A 17,086-nucleotide genomic window follows, 5' to 3' on the forward strand; every position below is an offset into this window, starting at 1 on the left:
ATGACTGCATCTCCATGTTCAGTTTAGGAAGAATAGGTCTTTCTTTCTTTTGTCTCCACCCTCTTTACGAGTAAAGAAAAGTGACATCTCACACGTGTGTAAACGGCCAACCCCGTACAGCCGCGCCAGCAGCTAGAAGCATCAAAACCCCGCCCACAAGAGACACCCCCGCGTCAGCGGGCTAGACAGTGTCCTGTTCCGCTGATTCGCTCACAACGTCTACTGAGCTCGGCAAGGAGCGAATCAGCGGAGGCAGCCCAATCGAATGACTTGCATTTCTGCTTGTAGTGAGCGACGAAGTCGTCCCATTGGCATGCTGGCATCTCCGGTTCGTCGATACCACCATCCTGCAAAAATATAGATCCGTTAACAACGGAACGGGACACTAGACCTGCGCGCACGGGTAGTGCCGGACATGCATCATGCGGCGTCAGCCATCTCTTCTAAACGACGGGCACCGGCATGAACCTTATATCGAAGGATGCCGCGACTCGCCCCTCGGCACCCCCACCCACATGGCGATGCCACTAGCTACCAGCAACCCCGCCAACAGATACAACGCATTGTCCATGCTGCCGGTGTGCGTCTTGATCTGCCCGATGACCCACGGGCTGACGATGCCGCTGGTAATGCCGATGCTGCTGATAAAGGCAATGCCGGTAGCCGCGGTATGCGCAGGCAGATGGCTAGGCGGCAAGGACCAGAAGATCGGCAGCGCGGCAAAGATCAGCACGCACGCGGCGGACAGCAGCGCGAGCATCGCCGCGAAGCTGGGCAGGTGCAGGGTCAGCAGCGCCAGTGCCAGCGCGCCGCCAACCGTGCAGGCTACGAAGTGGCGATGCCGCTCGCCGCGCCAGTCGGAGTGGCGGGCAATCAGGATCAGGCCGACGGCGCCGATCGCATTCGGGATGACGGAGTAGAGGCTGATCGACATCACGTCGGTGATGCCGAAGTCCCGAATCATCAACGGCATCCAGAAGCTCAGGGTCAGCGAGCCGCATGTCAGCGCGAAGTAGATGAAGGCAAACAGGTAGATGCGGGGATTGCGCAGCGCCTCGATGAGCGCGCTGAACGAGTGCGCGTGCGTGGCCCGTCCGGCCGGGCCATTGTGCGCGGCAAGGAATGCCTTCTCCTTATCGGTGAGCCAGTTAGCTTGCTGCGGCCCGTCGACCAGGAACACCGCGGCGATCAGCCCGAGCACGATGGCGGGCGCGCCTTCGATGGCGAACATCCACTTCCAGCCGTAGAGCCCGAGCACACCGGCCATGTCGCGCATGATCCAGCCCGACACCAGCCCGCCCAGCACGCCGGCCACGGCAACGCCCGCGAAGAAGATGGCCATCACGGCAGCGCGCCGACGCGCCGGGAACCAGTAGGTCAGGTACAGCACGATGCCGGGGAAGAAGCCGGCTTCGAACACGCCCAGCAGGAAGCGCAGCGTATAGAAGTGCGTGGGCGTGGACACCCACATCATGCCGACCGATGCCAGGCCCCACAGCAACATGATGCGGGTGAAGGTGCGGCGCGCGCCGAAGCGGGCCAGCAGCATGTTGCTGGGCACCTCGCACAGCACGTAGCCCACATAGAACACGGCGGCACCCAGCCCGTACATCGCATCGCTGAAGCCCAGGTCCTGCTTCATCTGCAACTGGGCAAAACCGATGTTGATCCGGTCCAGGAAGGAGATGACGTAGCAGACGAACAGGAACGGGATGATGCGCAGCCAGATCTTTCGATAGAGCGCGTCTTCGTCGCGGGCAGCAGAAGTCGGGGGCGCGATGGCCCCTGCAGAGGGATAGGTCATGGATTGTCTCCGGGAACGCGGGCCCGGCGGGGCCCTGGATGCCGACGTCTGGCGCGTATTGGCAACGAGTGAAAGAGGGCGCGGGCAGCGCCCGCTGCAATCAGGCTTGTGCGCTGATCTCCTGCGCCGCGCCCTGCCGTGCGAGCTGCATGGCGGCGATGAGCGTGTCGTGGTCGCCGATATGGTTCGCGAGCAACAGGATCAGTTGCGCATTGGCCGCCTGGCTCTGGCCGTCGTCGAGATCGCGGTGCATGTCGATCAGGGCTTCGTAGAAGTCATCGGCGCGCGCCAGGTTGGGGTGGGTGTTGAGTGCCATTGCTGTCTCTCTGATTCGGACTGTCTCAGCGGGATTCATGCAGCCACCGGGGCGGCCGCTTGCGCTGCCGGAGCGCCGGCTTGCGTGCCCTGCGCGTTACCGGTCGCGCGTGACATGGCCCGCTGGATGCCGGCGATGTCGACCTGCCGCCAGCGCGCGCACACATGCTGGTCGGGGCGGATCAGGTACAGCGTGCCGGGCCGCGCGTCGTAGCGTTGTGCCGCCAGGCCCTCGGTGTCGTGCAGCACCGATATGCCGGGCAATGCGGCGCACGCCCTATCCGAGCTGACCACGACAAGCTTGAGCGGCAGCGTGCCGTGCAGCAGCTTTTGCAATGCGGCCAGGCTCTCGGCGTCGGGCGTGCCGAATACCAGGGCGGTGAATTGCCCGCCAAGCTTCGGCAACAGCCAGCCTTGGCCTTGCTCACCGGAGACCGGCGCATCGACGCAAGCCGTGCCCGGCACCATGGCACCCGCAAAGTCGTCGGTGTCGGCCGTGTTGAGCGGCGAATCGCGCAGTACGGATGGCAATGACAACCGTCCGCTATTGACCAGCTGCCGCGCAAACGCATGCTTCTTCGACAGTTCCAGCACGGCATCCCGGAACACCTTGCTCACGGCACTCTTCGGCGTGATGAAATCCGTCGAGCGCGTCGAGTTGCGGATGTTCTCGTCGGCGGCATACTCGCGCTCGCTCGCATACGTATCGAGCAGGCTGTCCGGCGCGTGGCCCTGGAGCACATAGGCCAGCTTCCACGCGAGGTTCTCCGCATCCTGCACGCCGCTGTTGGCGCCACGCGCGCCGAACGGCGAGACGCCATGCGCGGAGTCGCCGGCGAACAACACGTTGCCATGGCGGAAGCTGTCCATGCGCAGGCAGGAGAAGGTATAGACGCTGACCCATTCCAGCTCGAATTTTGCATCCGGGCCAAGTAGCGCCTGCACGCGCGGAATCACGCGCTCCGGCGTTTTCTCCAGCACGGGATCGGCATCCCAGCCGAGCTGGAAGTCGATGCGCCAGACATTGTCGGGCTGGCGGTGCAGCAACACGGACTGGTTCGGATGGAAGGGCGGGTCGAACCAGAACCAGCGCTCGGTCGGGAATTCCGCTTCCATCTTCACGTCGGCGATCAGGAAGCGATCCTTGAACGTGCGGCCCTTGCTGTCGAGGCCCAGCAGGTTGCGTAGCGGGCTGCGCGAGCCATCGGCCGCCACCGCATAGCGCCCGGTGAGCGCATAGGGGCCGTCCGGCGTGTCGACGGTGAGCACCACGGCCGCGTCCGGCGTGCCGGCGTGACACTGTTCGATGCCCGTCACCTTGTGCTTCCAGCGGATCTCCAGGTTGGGCAACTGGCGCGCGCGGTCGAGCAGGAAGCCTTCGACGTAATACTGCTGCAGGTTGATGAAGGCGGGCCGCTGGTGGCCGGCCTCCGGCAGCAGGTCGAAGGTGTAGACCTGCTCGTCGCGCACGAAGACCTTGCCGACGTGCCAGCACACGCCTTTGGCCACCATGGGATCGCCGCAGCCGAGCCGGTCGAAGACATCCAGCGTGCGCTTGGCAAAGCAGATCGCGCGGGATCCGCTCGACAGCGTGCAGTCATCGTCCACCAGCACAACCGGCACGCCGTGCTGGGCCAGGTCGATCGCGGTGGCCAGGCCCACCGGGCCGGCCCCTACGACGATGACGGGATGCGGGTTGCCAGTGTGTTCCTGCCCTTGCTCGCGGCAAGGCTGATACGCAAATGACAGGTTCTGGTAGTCGTTGCTCATGCCTGTGTCTCCATCCACTCGATACGGCCATTCCATCTATGCGGCGATTGGCCTTCAGTTTTGCAGCGCGGCCCACATTTCCTTGTCGCGCTGCGCGGTCCAGATGCGCGGATGCTGGATGCCGCTGGCTTCATCGAAGGCACGCGACACGTCGAACGGCAGGCAGTGCTCGTAGATGAAGACGTGGCCGAACTTCGGGTCCATCGATTTGCGTGTATGCGCCATCGCGCTCTTCAGGTCCAGACGGTCCACCACGGCTTCCTTGCCGGCCTGGAACAGCGTGGTGACGAAGTCCTTGGTGTATTCGATGCCCTTCTTGACCTCTTCCGGGTTGGTCAGGGCAGGGCCTCGGCCGGGAACCAGCTTCTCGGCGCCCAGTGCCTGCAGGGCGTCGAGCGTGGCCGGCCACTGCTCGAGCTGCGCGTCGCCGCAGTAGCAGGCGGCGTCGTATTCCACCAGGTCACCGGAGAACAGCACCTTCTGCGAAGGTAGCCAGACCACGGTATCGCCCTTGGTATGGCCCGAGCCCAGGTGCGCGATGCGGACTTCGAGCTTGCCGAGGTACAGCGTGATTTCCTTCTCGAACACCAGTGTTGGCCAGGTCAGGCCCGGCACGGTCTCCACGCCGGCGAACAGGCGCGGGAAGCGTTCGATCTCCGACTTCATGTCCGCCTCGCCGCGCTCCACGATCATTTCGTAGGTGCCGCGGCTGGCAATGATCTGCTGCGCGCCTTCGGCGAAGTAAGCCGAAGCACCCAGCACGCGCACCGCGTGGTAGTGCGAGAGCACCACGTACTTGATGGGCTTGTCGGTGACCGTGCGGATCCTGGCGATCAGGTCCTGCGCCATGGCGGGGGTGGCGGTGGTGTCGACGATCAGCACGCCGTCGTCGCCGATGATCACGCCGGAATTGGGGTCGCCCTCGGCGGTGTACGCGTAAGCGTTCTCGGAGAGTTGGGTGAAGGTGACTTTCTTGGCTTCCAGGTCGGCCTGGGATGCGAATGCCTTGCTCATGCTTGCCTCTTCTCTTTTGTCTTGCGTGGGGAAAAGACGAGACAGCAGGCGCCGGAGCGGATCACTGCATAGCGGGGACTGTCTCGCCCCGTATTCACTCTATAGCTGCACCGGTATCGGGGTAAGGCCATCTTAGGAATCCCGTCTAAATTAGTCAATAACAAATCATATTGTTTTTGACTAACTCGCGGAGCGGGACGGGTAAGCGACAAATAAAGCACAAATAAGGCGCGGAAATCCAAGGGGAAACCCTCGGTCTTGCCAGGTGGATGGCGCCGGGTCGATTACTATCTGGGTTTTCAAGCGGGGGCCGAATGCCACGACCAGCACGATCAGCGCGATCAGAGGCCAACACGGCGGACAACACCGCGAACAACACGACGGATAGCGGCGGCGAGGAAAAAGCGCAGCGCGGCATACAGAGCGTGGAAGTTGGTGGCCGCTTCCTGCGGGCGCTGGCCGATGTTCGTATGCCGATGACCCTGGCCGACCTCGCCGCCAGCGTGCAGATTGCGCCCGCGCAAGCACACACTTACCTCGTCAGCCTGGTGCGGCTTGGCCTGATCAAGCGCGACCACCTGTCCGGGCGCTACGAGCCGGGCCCGCTGGCGCTGCAGCTCGGCATGCTGTACCTGGACCACGATCCCGCCTACCGGGCGGCGGTGCCGCTGGTGGCCGCGCTAGCCGGGTCGTGCGGGTTCAGCGTGGCGATCTGCGCCGCCGGGCCGCAGGGCCCCACCATCGTTCGCTACGAGCACGCCGGCTCTCCCTTGCATGTGAACCTGCACGTCGGCACGGTGATGTCGCTGTCGGCAACGGCAACCGGCCGCGTGTTCTGCGCGTTCCTTGCGCCCGCGCAATGGCAGGCGATCTGGGAGCAACAGCACGCCGGCGACACGCCCGCCATCGACGCCACCGCCTTCGGCGCCACCCTCGCCGCCATCCGCGAGCGCGGCATCGAGCGCAGCATCGACGCGCCGAGCCCCGCCGTCAGCAGTCTCAGCGCGCCGGTGCTGGACGCCAGCGGGCGGCTGCGCCTGGCGCTGACCGTGGTGGGATCGACCGGCACCATCGATGTGGACTGGCGGGGCCCCGTGGCTGTCGCACTGCTCGACACCGCCGCGGCCATCCGTGACGCCATCGCCGAGCCTTCCGAATGACACCAGCCCCCATGCCAATCGACGACAGCCAGGGCGAAGCCGCCAAACCGCAGCGCGGCATCCAGTCGCTGGACAACACCGGCCAGTTGCTTGCCGCGCTGGTGGCGGCCGGGCGGCCGCTGCCCTTGCGCGACCTCGCCCGCGCGGCCGGCATGGCGCCCGCCAAGGCGTTCCCGCATCTGGTCAGCCTGCAAAAGATCGGCTTGCTGGCGCGGGACGCGGCAGGCAATTTCCTGTCCGGCCCCCTCGGCCTGGAACTCGGGCTGGTGGCCTTGCAGCGCCTTTCCCCAACGCGCGAGGCCGAACCCGAAGTGATCGAGCTGGCCGGCACGACCAGCCTGAGCGTGGCGATGGCGGTCCTCGGCCCGCTCGGGCCGACGGTGGTGCGGCTGGAGGAGGCGGCGCGGCCGCAGCACGTGAGCTTGCGGGTTGGCACCGTGCTGTCGCTGGTCAATACGGCGATCGGCAGGCTATTTGCGGCGCACCTGCCGGCGCACGTGCTGATGGGCCTGCTGGACCAGGATGCGCTGCGGCTGGCGGGCGTGCCCAAGGCGGAAGTCGTTGAACCGGACGGCGGCGCCGGCGAGGCGCTTGCGCCGGCATATGCTGCCCGGCTGGGGCAGATCCGCGCGCGCCGGATCGACAATGCGCTGAGCAAGCCGGTGCCCGGCATCGACACGCTCGCTGCCGCGGTGTTCGACCACACCGGCAGCATCGCGCTTGTCATTGCCCTGATCGGCACGTCGGCCAGCTTCGACAGCAGCACCGATGGCGCGACGGCCAGGACGCTGTTGCAGGCGGCGCGGCGGCTATCGTGGCGCTTCGGCGCGATGGAGCCGATGGAGCCGATGGAAGCCGTCGCGGGGAACGGCTAGGCGCCGCTCACTTACCTCTTGCCACGCGCCGGGATGGCTTCGGTGGCGGCGGCGCAGTTGCCTCGTCCTTGCCATCGTAGACCCGTGGATAGTGTTCGAAGGTGCGCTTCACCAGCTCGCGCAGCCAGATGATGGCCGGGTCGTGGTGGAATCGCGGATGCCAATGCTGCTTGATGGCGAATTCCGGCAGTGCCACCGGCGGCTGCATCACGCGCACCGTGCCGTAGCGGGCGAAGACGTTGGCGAGTTCCAGCGGCACCGTGGCGATCAGGTCCGGCTGCTGCTCCATCAGCAACGGCACCACCAGGAAGTGCGGCGTCGACAGGTAGATATTGCGCTTGATGCCATGGTCGTCGAACGCGCTGTCGTAAGCCGCGCTGGCGCGCCCTGACAGGGTGACCACGATCTGCGGCATGCGCTGGAACTGCTCGAGCGTCAGGGCCTCTCCCACTTCATGATTGCGCACGCTCACGATCGTCACGAACGAATGCATGAAGAGGCGCTGCTGGAACAAGCCTTCCGGCGCGGCGCGGATCGATCCCAGCGCCAGGTCGGCTTCTCCCGTGCCGAGCATGCCTTCGATCTGCTGGAGCGGGACCTGCAGCGTGCGCAGCGTGCAGTGCGGTGCCTCGCGGCGCAGCCTGCTGATGAGCGGCGGCAGGAAGACCAGCTCGCCCATATCGGTCATGCACAGGTTGAACGTGCGCCGCGCCGCCTGCGGATCGAAGCGGGACTGCGACAACACTTGCTGGCGCACCGTGGCCATCACGCCGACTATTGCCTCGGTCAGCTCCTCTGCCTTGTGCGTGGGCATCATGCCCGCCGGCGTCTTGACGAACAACTGGTCGTCGAAGAAGGCTCGCAGCCGGTTCAGCGCGTGGCTCATCGCGCTTTGCGTCAGGCCCAGCTCTTGCGCGGCCTTGGTCACGCTGCGCTCCCGCAGCATCGCATCGAACACCGTCAGGAGGTTGAGGTCCAGCTCGTCTGCATGCATGGCGTACATTCTCGCTATTAGGTGGATGACGTTGACGCATGTTTCCTCCAAATCTATTCTGCAGTCAAGGACCCCGGAGATGGGTCGGCGCATCTGGAGACAAGACATGACACCCCAAGCACGCACACGTTGCCACCCGCATCCCCGCCTGCATCCCTGCCCGCACGGCGCCTTGCCGCCATCCTGATTGCCTCACTTGTCCAGGCCACGGCGCTTTAGCCCGGCCTGCCAGTTTTAACGCCCGCGACACGCATGGCTCTTACGCAATGCGTGCATGGCAACCTGCGCCCTGAATTTCCACGCCGGGTGCAAAGAGATCGCTCCAAGGAACTTCGCATGTTTATCAAAAACACCTGGTATGTCGCCGGCTGGGACAAGGAAATCCCCGGCGAAGGCATGTTCTCCCGCACCATCATCGGTGTCCCTGTCGTGATGTACCGCAAGGAAGACGGCAACATCGTGGCGCTGGAGGATCGCTGCTGCCATCGCGGCGCGCCGCTGTCCGTCGGGCGCAGGGAAGGCGATTGCATCCGCTGCATGTATCACGGCCTGAAGTTCGACAGCGCGGGAAAATGCATCGAGGCCCCAGCGCAGGAACGCATTGCGCCGCAGGCCAAGGTGCGCAAGTTCCCGATCGTCGAGCAACACCGCTGGGTGTGGATCTGGATGGGCGACCCCGACCAGGCCGATCCGTCGCTGATCCCGGACGCGCAATGGCTGGATCACCCCGAATGGCGCAGCCTGGACGGCTATATCCACTACGACGTGAACTACCTGCTGATCTGCGACAACCTGCTCGATTTCTCGCACCTGCCGTTCGTGCATCCGACCACCCTGGGCGGTAGCGAGGACTATGCGGCCGTCAAGCCCAAGGTGGAGCGGATCGATGGCGGTGTGCGGATTACGCGCTGGGCCATCAATACCGAAGCGCCCGCCTTCGCCAAGGCCGTGAAGGACTACCCCGGTAAAGTCGACCGCTGGAATATCTACAACTTCACGATTCCGGCCATCCTGTTGATGGATTCCGGCATGTCTCCCACCGGCACGGGCGCGCCGGAAGGCGTGCGTGTCGACGCTGCCGAATTCCGCGGCTGCCAGGCGATCACCCCGGAGACCGAGAACTCCACGCACTACTTCTTCGCCCATCCGCACAACTTCGCCATCGACAAGCCGGAAGTCACCGCGTCGATTCATCAAAGCGTGGTCACCGCGTTCGCCGAGGACCGCGAGATCATCTCGGCGCAACAGAGAAGCCTTGAGCTTGAGCCCAGCTTCAAGATGATGCCGTTCTCCATCGACGCTGCGCTCTCCCAATTCCGTTGGGCCGTGAACCAGAAGCTCGAAGAGGAAGCGGCGGCATCCGCCGAGAAAGCGGCGATGTCCGCGCAGAGGTAGCACGGCATGCTCGAACTGATCGTATCCAGTGTGACCGCCGAGGCCGAAGGGGTTCGCGGCATCGAGCTGCGCCGGCCCTGCGGCGGTGCCTTGCCGGCGTTCACCGCAGGTGCGCATATCGATGTGCACCTGCCCGGCAACATCGTCCGGCAATACTCGCTGTGCAACGACCCGGCGCAGACCGACCGCTACTGCCTTGGCGTGGGGCTTGCGCCGTCATCGCGCGGCGGCTCGCAGTATCTGCATGACGCGATCGAGGAGGGCCACTCGCTCAAGGTGAGCATGCCGCGTTCGCTGTTCGGCATCGACGCGGCGGCCACGGCGCACGTGTTCATTGCCGGCGGCATCGGCATCACGCCGATCCTCAGCATGATCCGCTGGTGCGAGGCCAACGACAGGCCGTGGAAACTGCTCTACTGCATGCGCTCGCGCCGGCGGGCGGCTTACCTGGATGCCTTGTCGGGATATGGGGAAAGGGTGCAACTGCATGTCGATGACGAGAGCCATGGCGCGCTGGCGGACCTCTCCTCCTTTCTTGGCGCGCTGCCCGAGGGCAGTCACGTGTATTGCTGTGGGCCGTCGCCACTGATGGATGCGGTGGCCGCCAAGGCAGACGCGGCGGGCGTGCCGCGAGCCGCCACGCATTTCGAGCGGTTCGGCGCGGATCCGCAACAGGCCGGTGCCAATGCCGATGCGGACCAGGCTTTCACGGTGGTCCTGCACCGGCACGGCGGCCGCTTCACCGTGCCCGCCGGCGCCACCATTCTCGAAACGCTTGAACAGAACGGCGTGCCGTTGCCTTTCTCCTGCCGCGAGGGGCTGTGCCGCAGTTGCGAGGTGCCGCTGCTGGCTGGCAAGGCGGACCACCGGGACTACGTGCTGAGCGGCGAAGAGCGCGAGGCGAACACGGCCGTCATGATTTGCGTTTCCCGGGCGTTGACGCCCGAGCTGGAACTGGACATCTGAGCGACGCCGTGGCGCGCCACTGCCCGGCAACAGCATCACAACACGCGCCACGCAGATGGCCGCGATCCTCCAAGGAGACAAAACGATGTTCCATCCCACCCGCTCACTGATGGCAGCGATGCTTGCCATTGCCGGCTTGGCCGCAAGTCCTGCGCATGCCGATATCAACGTTGGCGTTACCCTGTCTCTGACCGGTCCGGCGGCATCGCTGGGCATTCCGGCAAAGAGCGCCATCGACCTCCTGCCCAAGGAGGTGGCCGGGCAGAAGCTGAACTTCATCATCCTCGATGACACCTCGGATCCGAGCGTCAGCGTGCGCAACTTCCGCCGCCTGGTGGATGAGCACAAGGTGGATGTGGTGATGGGCTCATCGGTCACGCCGTCCACCATTCCACTGGTCGACGTCGCCGCCGAGACCAAGGTGCCGCTGATGAGCCTGGCCGCCAGCGCCAAGATCGTCGAGCCGCAGGACGAGAAACGGCGGTGGGCATTCAAGGCGATCCAGAATGAGAACCTGATGATCGGCGCCACGCTTGACCATATGCAACAGGCCGGCACGAAGACGCTGGCATTCATGGGCTTCTCGGATGCCTATGGCGACGCATGGCTGTCCGCACTCCAGCCGCTGGCGGACAAGGCCGGCATCAAGCTCGTGGCGACGGAGCGTTATGTCCGCACGGACACCAGCGTGGTGGCGCAGACACTGAAGATCATCGCCGCGAAGCCGGACGCCGTCCTTGTCGCGGCATCCGGCACACCCGGCGCCCTGCCGCAGAAAACGCTCACCGAACGCGGGTACAAAGGACGCGTCTACCAGACCTACGGCATTGCCAACCGGGACTTCCTGCGCGTTGCCGGAAAGGATGCGGAGGGCGCGATCTTCGCGGTCGGGCCGGTGCTGGTAGCGGACCAGCTTGAGCCGGGCAGCCCGATGCGGCCCGTCGCGCAGGATTTCGTCAAGCGCTACGAGGCCGCGTACGGCCCTAACTCAGCCTCGATCTTCTCGGCCAACGTCTGGGATGCGGGCCTGGTGCTGCGTGCGGCGATTCCCGCCGCCCTTGGCAAGGGCAAGCCGGGCACCGAGGCGTTCCGCATTGCGCTGCGCGACGCGCTGGAGCGCACCAGCGGTGTCGTGACTACCCAAGGCGTGACGACGATGTCCCGGTCCGACCATGTTGGCTACGACAAGCGGGCAGCGGCGCTGGTCCAGATCCAGAATGGCGGATGGAAGTACCTGAAGTAGGTCAGGGCAAGGGCGTGGCTTACAGGTAGCCGGTGTGCTTGCCGGGCGCGTCGAAATCGACTTCGCTGTGGATGGGAGAGACGGGCGCATGCCCCGGGGAGGAAGCCATGATGAAGCCTTCGGGTGATGGCGGCGCGAGCCGTGCGGCGCACGCGGCATACTGAAACCCGTCACTCTACGCAGCCGGCCCTGCGCGCGGAAGGAACAATTCGGCGCATGGATATGCATACTGCGTTGCGCATGCTTGGCCCCCCGGTCGCCACGGTTGCTAGTCTGGCGCTTTCAAGTTGTAGTAGTCCACCCGGTACGGCGACTCATCCTGCCACCCCGTCTTCCAGCTCGCCACCGGCTTGCCCTTTTTGTCGGCATCGAACAGCGGCATTCCCTTCAATGCGCAATCCTGGTCGATGGCAAGCGTGCTTCCTGCAAGTATCACCGGCGCCTTGCCGTCGGTGGGCCACTGTCCTGCGGGTAGCTTGACCACAGCCACCAGCATTTGCGTGGTGGCCGCGATCCACGTCAGCCTGGATTCAAACGCGTCGCTGCTGGTGCGCGGAAGCTTGCTCGCATCAGCCTGAGCGGAGTAGGGCAGCGTGACCAGGTATTGGTCCTGCGCTTTGAGCGCGAAGACCACCGGCTCGCCCTTGAACTCAACGAAGGACGGAATCTCGGCATTCCACAGTGTCTTGAATACCTCCTGCGACGCAGGCGTCTTGATGGCTACGGGCCCGCTCGATGGCCCACCTGCCGCGAACACGGCGCTGCAACTCAGCACGAGGCACAGCGGCGCCAGATTCCTTCTGCTCATTTCATCCTTTGTTCTTGCGCGAATTCAAGAATAGGTGTGCATGATACGGTCTGGCGCCCCGGTTTCCCTATCGAGTCATGCAGGCCCGCCCAATCGCCGGCAGGTTTTCCGGATTTGCTACTGCGGTTTTATTCTTGGACCGGCATGCCGTCGCCTGCCTAGACTGGTTCCCCTGGCATCCCGCCAACTCAATCATCGCCAGCAAACATTCGAGGTGAACGGCTTATGAACCTGCGCGCAATTTTCTCCACGGTCCTGGCCGCCACGACGGCGCTCGCCATCGGCGCCGCCCCGGCGCTGGCCGCCGACAAGCCCATCAAGGTAGGCGTACGCGGCGGCGTGGACGAAGAGATCTGGGAAGTGGTGACCAAGGTGGCCAAGAAGCAAGGCCTCAACGTGGAGCCGATCGTGATCACGGGCACCGCCAGCCCTAACGAGGCGCTGAACAACGGCGATCTCGACGCCAATGCGTTCCAGCACAAACCGTTCCTGCGCGACCAGATCAACCAGCGCGGCTACAAGATCGCGGCGGTGGCCGATACGTTGATCTCGCCGATCGCCTTTTACTCGCGCAAATACAAAGCCCTGGAGTCGCTGCCGCAGGGGGCGCGGCTGGGCATTCCCAACGATCCGAGCAACCAGACCCGAGCGCTGGTGATCCTGCGCGACCATGGGCTGATCAAGCTGCGCGATGGTTTCGACCCGTACACCGGCACGGCCACGCTGGGTGACATCACCGCCAATCCCAAGAAGCTGGACCTGGTGGAAAGCGCCTCGGTCGTGCTGGCGCGTTCGCTGCCGGACGTGGATGCCGCCGCCGTGGTCAACACCTTTGCCTACCAAGCCGGCCTGATCGCCACGCGCGATGGCATTGCGGTGGAGAAGAAGGAGCACAACCCGTACGTGAACGTGATCGCCGTGCGCGAGCGCGACAAGGCCGCGCCGTGGGTGGCGCCGTTGATCAAGGCGTACCACTCGGATGAGGTGCGCAAGTTCATCCTGACCAAGTACCAGGGCTCGGTGATCCCGGCGTTCTGATGTCATTGTTCTCGCCGTTACCGGAGGATCTTCATCGTGTCACAAGCGCCCCCGCTGCAATCAAGCCTGCCGCATATCGTCTTCGAGCATCTCGGCAAGCATTACCCGGGCGCGCCGGTGGCAGCGCTGCAGGCCGTGTCGTTCACGGTGGCGCGCGGAGAAGTCTTCGGCATCATCGGCCGTAGCGGCGCGGGCAAGTCCACGCTGCTGCGGACCATCAACATGCTGGAGCGTCCCAGCACCGGGCAGGTGCGCGTGGATGGCGTGGATGTGGGCGAACTGGAGGAAGATGGCCTGGTAGCGCTGCGCCGGCGCATCGGCATGATCTTCCAGCATTTCAATTTGCTGTCCGCCAAGACCGTGTTCGAGAACGTGGCCTTGCCCTTGCGCGTGGCCGGCGTGCCGCGCGCGCAGATCGTGCCGCGCGTGATGGCGCTGCTGGAGCTGGTGGGCCTGGCCGACAAGGCGCAGGTCTATCCGGCCACGCTGTCCGGCGGGCAGAAACAGCGCGTGGGCGTTGCGCGTGCGCTGGTGCACCGGCCGGAGATCCTGCTGTGCGACGAGGCTACCTCGGCGCTGGACCCGGAGACCACCGAATCGATCCTGGCCCTGCTACGCGATATCAACCGCAAGCTTGGGCTGACCGTGGTGCTGATCACGCACGACATGGCGGTGATCCGCCAGGCTTGCGACCGCGTGCTGGTGCTCGACCAAGGCCGCGTGGTGGAGCTGGGCACGGTGTGGCAGGTGTTTGCCGAGCCACAGGCCGCCGCCACGCTGGCGCTGTTGCGCCCGCTGCGGCTGGAGCTGCCGGTGCCGGTCGGCGGCGAGTGTTCCAATGCCATTCATTCCGCCAATGCGGCCAACGCGTCGTACGCGAGTGCGCGCGCCAATATCGAGAGACAGGCTTATGTTCCCGCCAATGGCTGACAAGTACGTAAAGGCGCTGGGCGAGACCATGCTGATGGTGAGCGCCGCCTGCCTGGTGGTGTTCCTGTGCGGCATGGCGCTGGCCATCGTGCTCACGCTGAGCGCGCCGGGCGGCTTGCGTCCGCGGCCGCGGCTGCACCGCACGCTGTCGGCGCTGGTCAATACCTTTCGCTCGATCCCGTTCATCATCCTGCTAGTGGCGATGCTGCCCGTGACGCGGATGATCGTCGGCACCACCATGGGCACGTGGGCGGCGGTGGTGCCGCTGAGCGTGCACCTGATTCCCTTCTTTGCGCGGATTGCGCAGGTCAGCCTGAACGAGATCGATCCGGGCCTGGTCGAAGCCGCGCGCGCCATGGGCTGCCGGCGCTGGCACATCGTGCGCCACGTGTTGTTGCCCGAAGCGCTGCCCGGCATCGTCGGCGGCGCCACGGTCAGCGTGATCGCCATGATCGGCTCATCGGCCATGGCCGGCGCGGTGGGCGCCGGCGGCCTGGGCGACCTGGCCATCCGCTACGGCTACGAGCGCTACGAGACCGCGGTGATGTTCAACGTGATCGTGATCCTGGTGGCGCTGGTCACGCTGGTGCAGTTCGGCGGCGAGCGGCTGGCGCGGCGCTTCGACCACAGGCGCTGAGCCGGCTACGGAGCCGCCTGCCGCTGCCAGTGCTTACTGGCGGCTGCTAGCGTTTACTGGCGATACGACGGATCGCTGCGATCGAGCTGCCGCAGCAGGGCCGACCAGTGCTTGCGCGTGACGGGGCCGCCGGCATTGCTCACCACCAGGTCCGCCACCTTGCGCGCCACCGCATCGGGCGCGATCACCAGTGCTGCGCCGCCGGATTGCGCGGCCAGCTGCGCCACGCAGGCGCGCTCCAGCATATGCAGTTCCTGGAAGGCTTGCGCAATGGTGGGCGCGCAGGTCAGCAGGCCGTGGTTGCGCAGGATGAAGATGTCGCGATCGGCCAGGTCCGCCACCAGCCGGGAGCGTTCGTCCAGGTCGATGGCGATGCCTTCGTAGTCGTGGTACGCCACCCGCTCGAAGAAACGCATGGCGTGCTGCGAAATCATCAGCAGGCCATCGCGCTGCGCCGACACGCCGATGCCGGCGGCGGTGTGGGTATGGAGCACGCAGCCCACGTCGTGGCGCGCGGCGTGAATGGCGCTGTGAATCACGTAGCCGGCCGGGTTGATGCCCAGGCCGGTGTCGTCGCGCAGGATCTCGCCGTCGATATCGACCTTGACCAGGTTGGACGCGGTGATTTCTTCAAAGGTCAGGCCATAGGCGTTGATCAGGAAATGTTCATCCGGACCCGGCACGCGTGCGGAGAAATGCGTGTAGATGTGATCGGTCCAGCGGAACTGCGCCGCCAGCCGGTAGGCCGCGGCCAGCTCCACGCGCACGGCCCATTCGGCGGGCGAGACCTCGGCCTGGACGGCGGGGAAGTGCAGGGTGGGCAGGGTGGGCAGGGACAGGCTGTGATCCGACAAGGCAAGCAGCGGTTCGGTGACGGCGTTCATGCGGCGCTCCGGCAAAAAGCGGGGGTAGGTGCCGGAACATCATACGGCTGCCGCGCGGGCTTGCCCACGCCGCAATCGGCATATGGAAATGCAAGGGCGGCAGGCAGCGATGCGGCAGCGATGCGCCATCCCGTAGAATTCTTTCCTGTGCGGTCATGCCCATGCACTGCGCGGCATGCGCACACCCGGCACAACACATAAGACCAATAACCCAGGAGAGCCCTTTGAAGAAGCCCTTTGCCCTCATCGCCGCCGCAGCAGCTTTGACGACGGCCGCCACCGTTGCCCACGCCGCCTATCCCGACCGTCCCATCAAGCTGATCGTGCCCTTCCCGCCGGGACAGGCCACGGACATCTTTGCGCGTGCGCTGGCCGAGCGGCTGGGCAAGCAGCTAGGTCAGCCGGTGGTGGTGGACAACCGCGCCGGGGCGGGCAGCAACCTCGGCATGGAGATCGCTTCCCACGCCGCGCCCGATGGCTACACCCTGGTGATGGCCGGCAGCGCGATGGCGATCAACCAGACGCTGTACAAGAAGCTCAACTACAACCCACGCCAGGATTTCCAGCCGATCTCCGGCGTGTTCTCCGTGCCGCTGGTGTTCCTCGCCACGCCGGCTTCCGGCATCGTCTCGCTGCGCGACCTGATCGCCAAGGCCAAGGCCGCGCCCGGCAAGTACAGCTACGCCAGCGCCGGCGTCGGCGGTACCCAGCATCTGTCCGCCGAAATGCTCAAGGCCCAGGCGGGCATCTTCATGGTGCACATTCCCTACAAGGGCAGCGGCCCGGCGCAGTCCGACTTCCTCGGCAACCAGATCCCGCTGATGGTGGATTCGGTGACGGCGGCGCTGCCCCTGATCCAGTCGAAGAAGGCCGTGCCGCTGGCGGTCACGGTGGCCAAGCGCACGCCGCAGCTGCCGTCCGTGCCCACGGTGCGCGAGGAAGGCGTTCCCGGCTTCGAGGCCCTGGGCTGGGCCATCCTGATGGCGCCCAAGGGCCTGCCACCCGCGCTCGTGAGCCAGCTCAACGCGGAAACGGTGAAGGCGCTGCAGTCGCCCGAGCTGTCGAAGTTCATCACCGACCGCGGCTCGGAGCCGATGCCGCTGAGCCCGGAGGACACCGGCAAATTCGTCGACAGCGAGATTCGCAAATGGGGCGCGGTGGTGAAGCGCTCGGGGGCGCAGGCGGACTGAGCGCGTAGTGTGAAGAAGAAAGCCGGGCCCCATGGCTGGCCCGGCTTTGCTTGGGGTTCTTCA

General features: G+C 65.3%; 16 protein-coding genes and 1 pseudogene. 9 read left to right on the top strand and 8 right to left on the bottom strand.

Going from position 1 to position 17,086, the window contains the following annotated elements; translation table 11 throughout:
* Nucleotides 1-173: 173 nt before the first annotated feature.
* The 5 genes and pseudogenes from ACYP5B_RS10975 to ACYP5B_RS10995 all read right to left on the bottom strand — a co-directional run.
* Nucleotides 174-305 (bottom strand): annotated as a pseudogene (locus ACYP5B_RS10975) (IS630 family transposase); the annotation flags it as partial.
* A 164-nt stretch (nt 306-469) separates the two neighbouring features.
* A complete protein-coding gene (locus tag ACYP5B_RS10980) occupies nt 470-1,804 on the bottom strand; it encodes an MFS transporter (RefSeq protein WP_459569608.1) in 1,335 nt (444 codons plus the stop codon).
* 100 nt (nt 1,805-1,904) lie between these two features.
* A complete protein-coding gene (locus ACYP5B_RS10985) occupies nt 1,905-2,120 on the bottom strand; it encodes a DUF2783 domain-containing protein (RefSeq protein ID WP_400098189.1) in 216 nt (71 codons plus the stop codon).
* A gap of 35 nt (nt 2,121-2,155) precedes the next feature.
* Complete coding sequence (locus tag ACYP5B_RS10990; RefSeq protein WP_459569609.1) at nt 2,156-3,889, bottom strand: FAD-dependent oxidoreductase; 1,734 nt, start codon at nt 3,887-3,889, stop codon at nt 2,156-2,158.
* Nucleotides 3,890-3,943: 54 nt separating this feature from the next.
* Entirely contained in the window at nt 3,944-4,903 is a 960-nt protein-coding gene (locus tag ACYP5B_RS10995) for an MBL fold metallo-hydrolase (RefSeq protein ID WP_459569611.1), read from the bottom strand.
* Nucleotides 4,904-5,217: 314 nt separating this feature from the next.
* Here ACYP5B_RS10995 and ACYP5B_RS11000 point away from each other — a divergent pair, with 314 nt between their 5' ends.
* The gene (locus ACYP5B_RS11000) at nt 5,218-6,063 is read left to right on the top strand and encodes an IclR family transcriptional regulator (RefSeq protein ID WP_459569612.1); all 846 of its coding nucleotides are present in this window, start codon (nt 5,218-5,220) and stop codon (nt 6,061-6,063) included.
* Nucleotides 6,064-6,074: 11 nt separating this feature from the next.
* Nucleotides 6,075-6,938: an IclR family transcriptional regulator gene (locus ACYP5B_RS11005; RefSeq protein ID WP_459569613.1), complete on the top strand. Its 864-nt coding sequence runs from the start codon at nt 6,075-6,077 to the stop codon at nt 6,936-6,938.
* A 7-nt stretch (nt 6,939-6,945) separates the two neighbouring features.
* Here ACYP5B_RS11005 and ACYP5B_RS11010 read toward each other — a convergent pair whose 3' ends face one another.
* Nucleotides 6,946-7,932, bottom strand: a complete 987-nt coding sequence (locus tag ACYP5B_RS11010; RefSeq protein WP_459569614.1) for a LysR family transcriptional regulator — start codon at nt 7,930-7,932, stop codon at nt 6,946-6,948.
* Nucleotides 7,933-8,268: 336 nt separating this feature from the next.
* Here ACYP5B_RS11010 and ACYP5B_RS11015 point away from each other — a divergent pair, with 336 nt between their 5' ends.
* From ACYP5B_RS11015 to ACYP5B_RS11025, 3 genes are all read left to right on the top strand, one after another.
* Nucleotides 8,269-9,327: an aromatic ring-hydroxylating dioxygenase subunit alpha gene (locus ACYP5B_RS11015; RefSeq protein WP_459569615.1), complete on the top strand. Its 1,059-nt coding sequence runs from the start codon at nt 8,269-8,271 to the stop codon at nt 9,325-9,327.
* A 6-nt stretch (nt 9,328-9,333) separates the two neighbouring features.
* Nucleotides 9,334-10,293: a PDR/VanB family oxidoreductase gene (locus ACYP5B_RS11020; protein ID WP_459569616.1), complete on the top strand. Its 960-nt coding sequence runs from the start codon at nt 9,334-9,336 to the stop codon at nt 10,291-10,293.
* Nucleotides 10,294-10,378: 85 nt separating this feature from the next.
* Entirely contained in the window at nt 10,379-11,536 is a 1,158-nt protein-coding gene (locus tag ACYP5B_RS11025; protein WP_459569617.1) for an ABC transporter substrate-binding protein, read from the top strand.
* Between the two features lie 268 nt (nt 11,537-11,804).
* On the opposite strand, the gene ACYP5B_RS11030 is transcribed toward ACYP5B_RS11025, so the two are convergent.
* Entirely contained in the window at nt 11,805-12,344 is a 540-nt protein-coding gene (locus ACYP5B_RS11030; protein WP_459569618.1) for a hypothetical protein, read from the bottom strand.
* 225 nt (nt 12,345-12,569) lie between these two features.
* Here ACYP5B_RS11030 and ACYP5B_RS11035 point away from each other — a divergent pair, with 225 nt between their 5' ends.
* Genes ACYP5B_RS11035 through ACYP5B_RS11045 form a run of 3 tightly spaced genes read left to right on the top strand, consistent with a single transcriptional unit; the run spans nt 12,570 to nt 14,949 of the window.
* Nucleotides 12,570-13,382 (top strand): MetQ/NlpA family ABC transporter substrate-binding protein, encoded by an 813-nt coding sequence (locus ACYP5B_RS11035; protein ID WP_459569619.1) that lies wholly within the window; start codon nt 12,570-12,572, stop codon nt 13,380-13,382.
* 36 nt (nt 13,383-13,418) lie between these two features.
* Nucleotides 13,419-14,312: a methionine ABC transporter ATP-binding protein gene (locus ACYP5B_RS11040; RefSeq protein ID WP_459569620.1), complete on the top strand. Its 894-nt coding sequence runs from the start codon at nt 13,419-13,421 to the stop codon at nt 14,310-14,312.
* Nucleotides 14,293-14,949: a methionine ABC transporter permease gene (locus ACYP5B_RS11045; protein WP_459569621.1), complete on the top strand. Its 657-nt coding sequence runs from the start codon at nt 14,293-14,295 to the stop codon at nt 14,947-14,949. Before ACYP5B_RS11040 ends, ACYP5B_RS11045 begins: the two co-directional genes overlap by 20 nt.
* Before the next feature lie 53 nt (nt 14,950-15,002).
* On the opposite strand, the gene ACYP5B_RS11050 is transcribed toward ACYP5B_RS11045, so the two are convergent.
* Complete coding sequence (locus tag ACYP5B_RS11050; RefSeq protein ID WP_459569622.1) at nt 15,003-15,833, bottom strand: class II aldolase/adducin family protein; 831 nt, start codon at nt 15,831-15,833, stop codon at nt 15,003-15,005.
* Between the two features lie 224 nt (nt 15,834-16,057).
* On the opposite strand from ACYP5B_RS11050, the gene ACYP5B_RS11055 reads away from it, so the two are divergent.
* On the top strand, nt 16,058-17,023 hold the full coding sequence (locus ACYP5B_RS11055; protein WP_459569624.1) for a tripartite tricarboxylate transporter substrate binding protein: 966 nt from the start codon (nt 16,058-16,060) through the stop codon (nt 17,021-17,023).
* The last annotated feature ends 63 nt before the right edge of the window (nt 17,024-17,086 follow it).

This window comes from Cupriavidus sp. 8B (assembly GCF_054589115.1).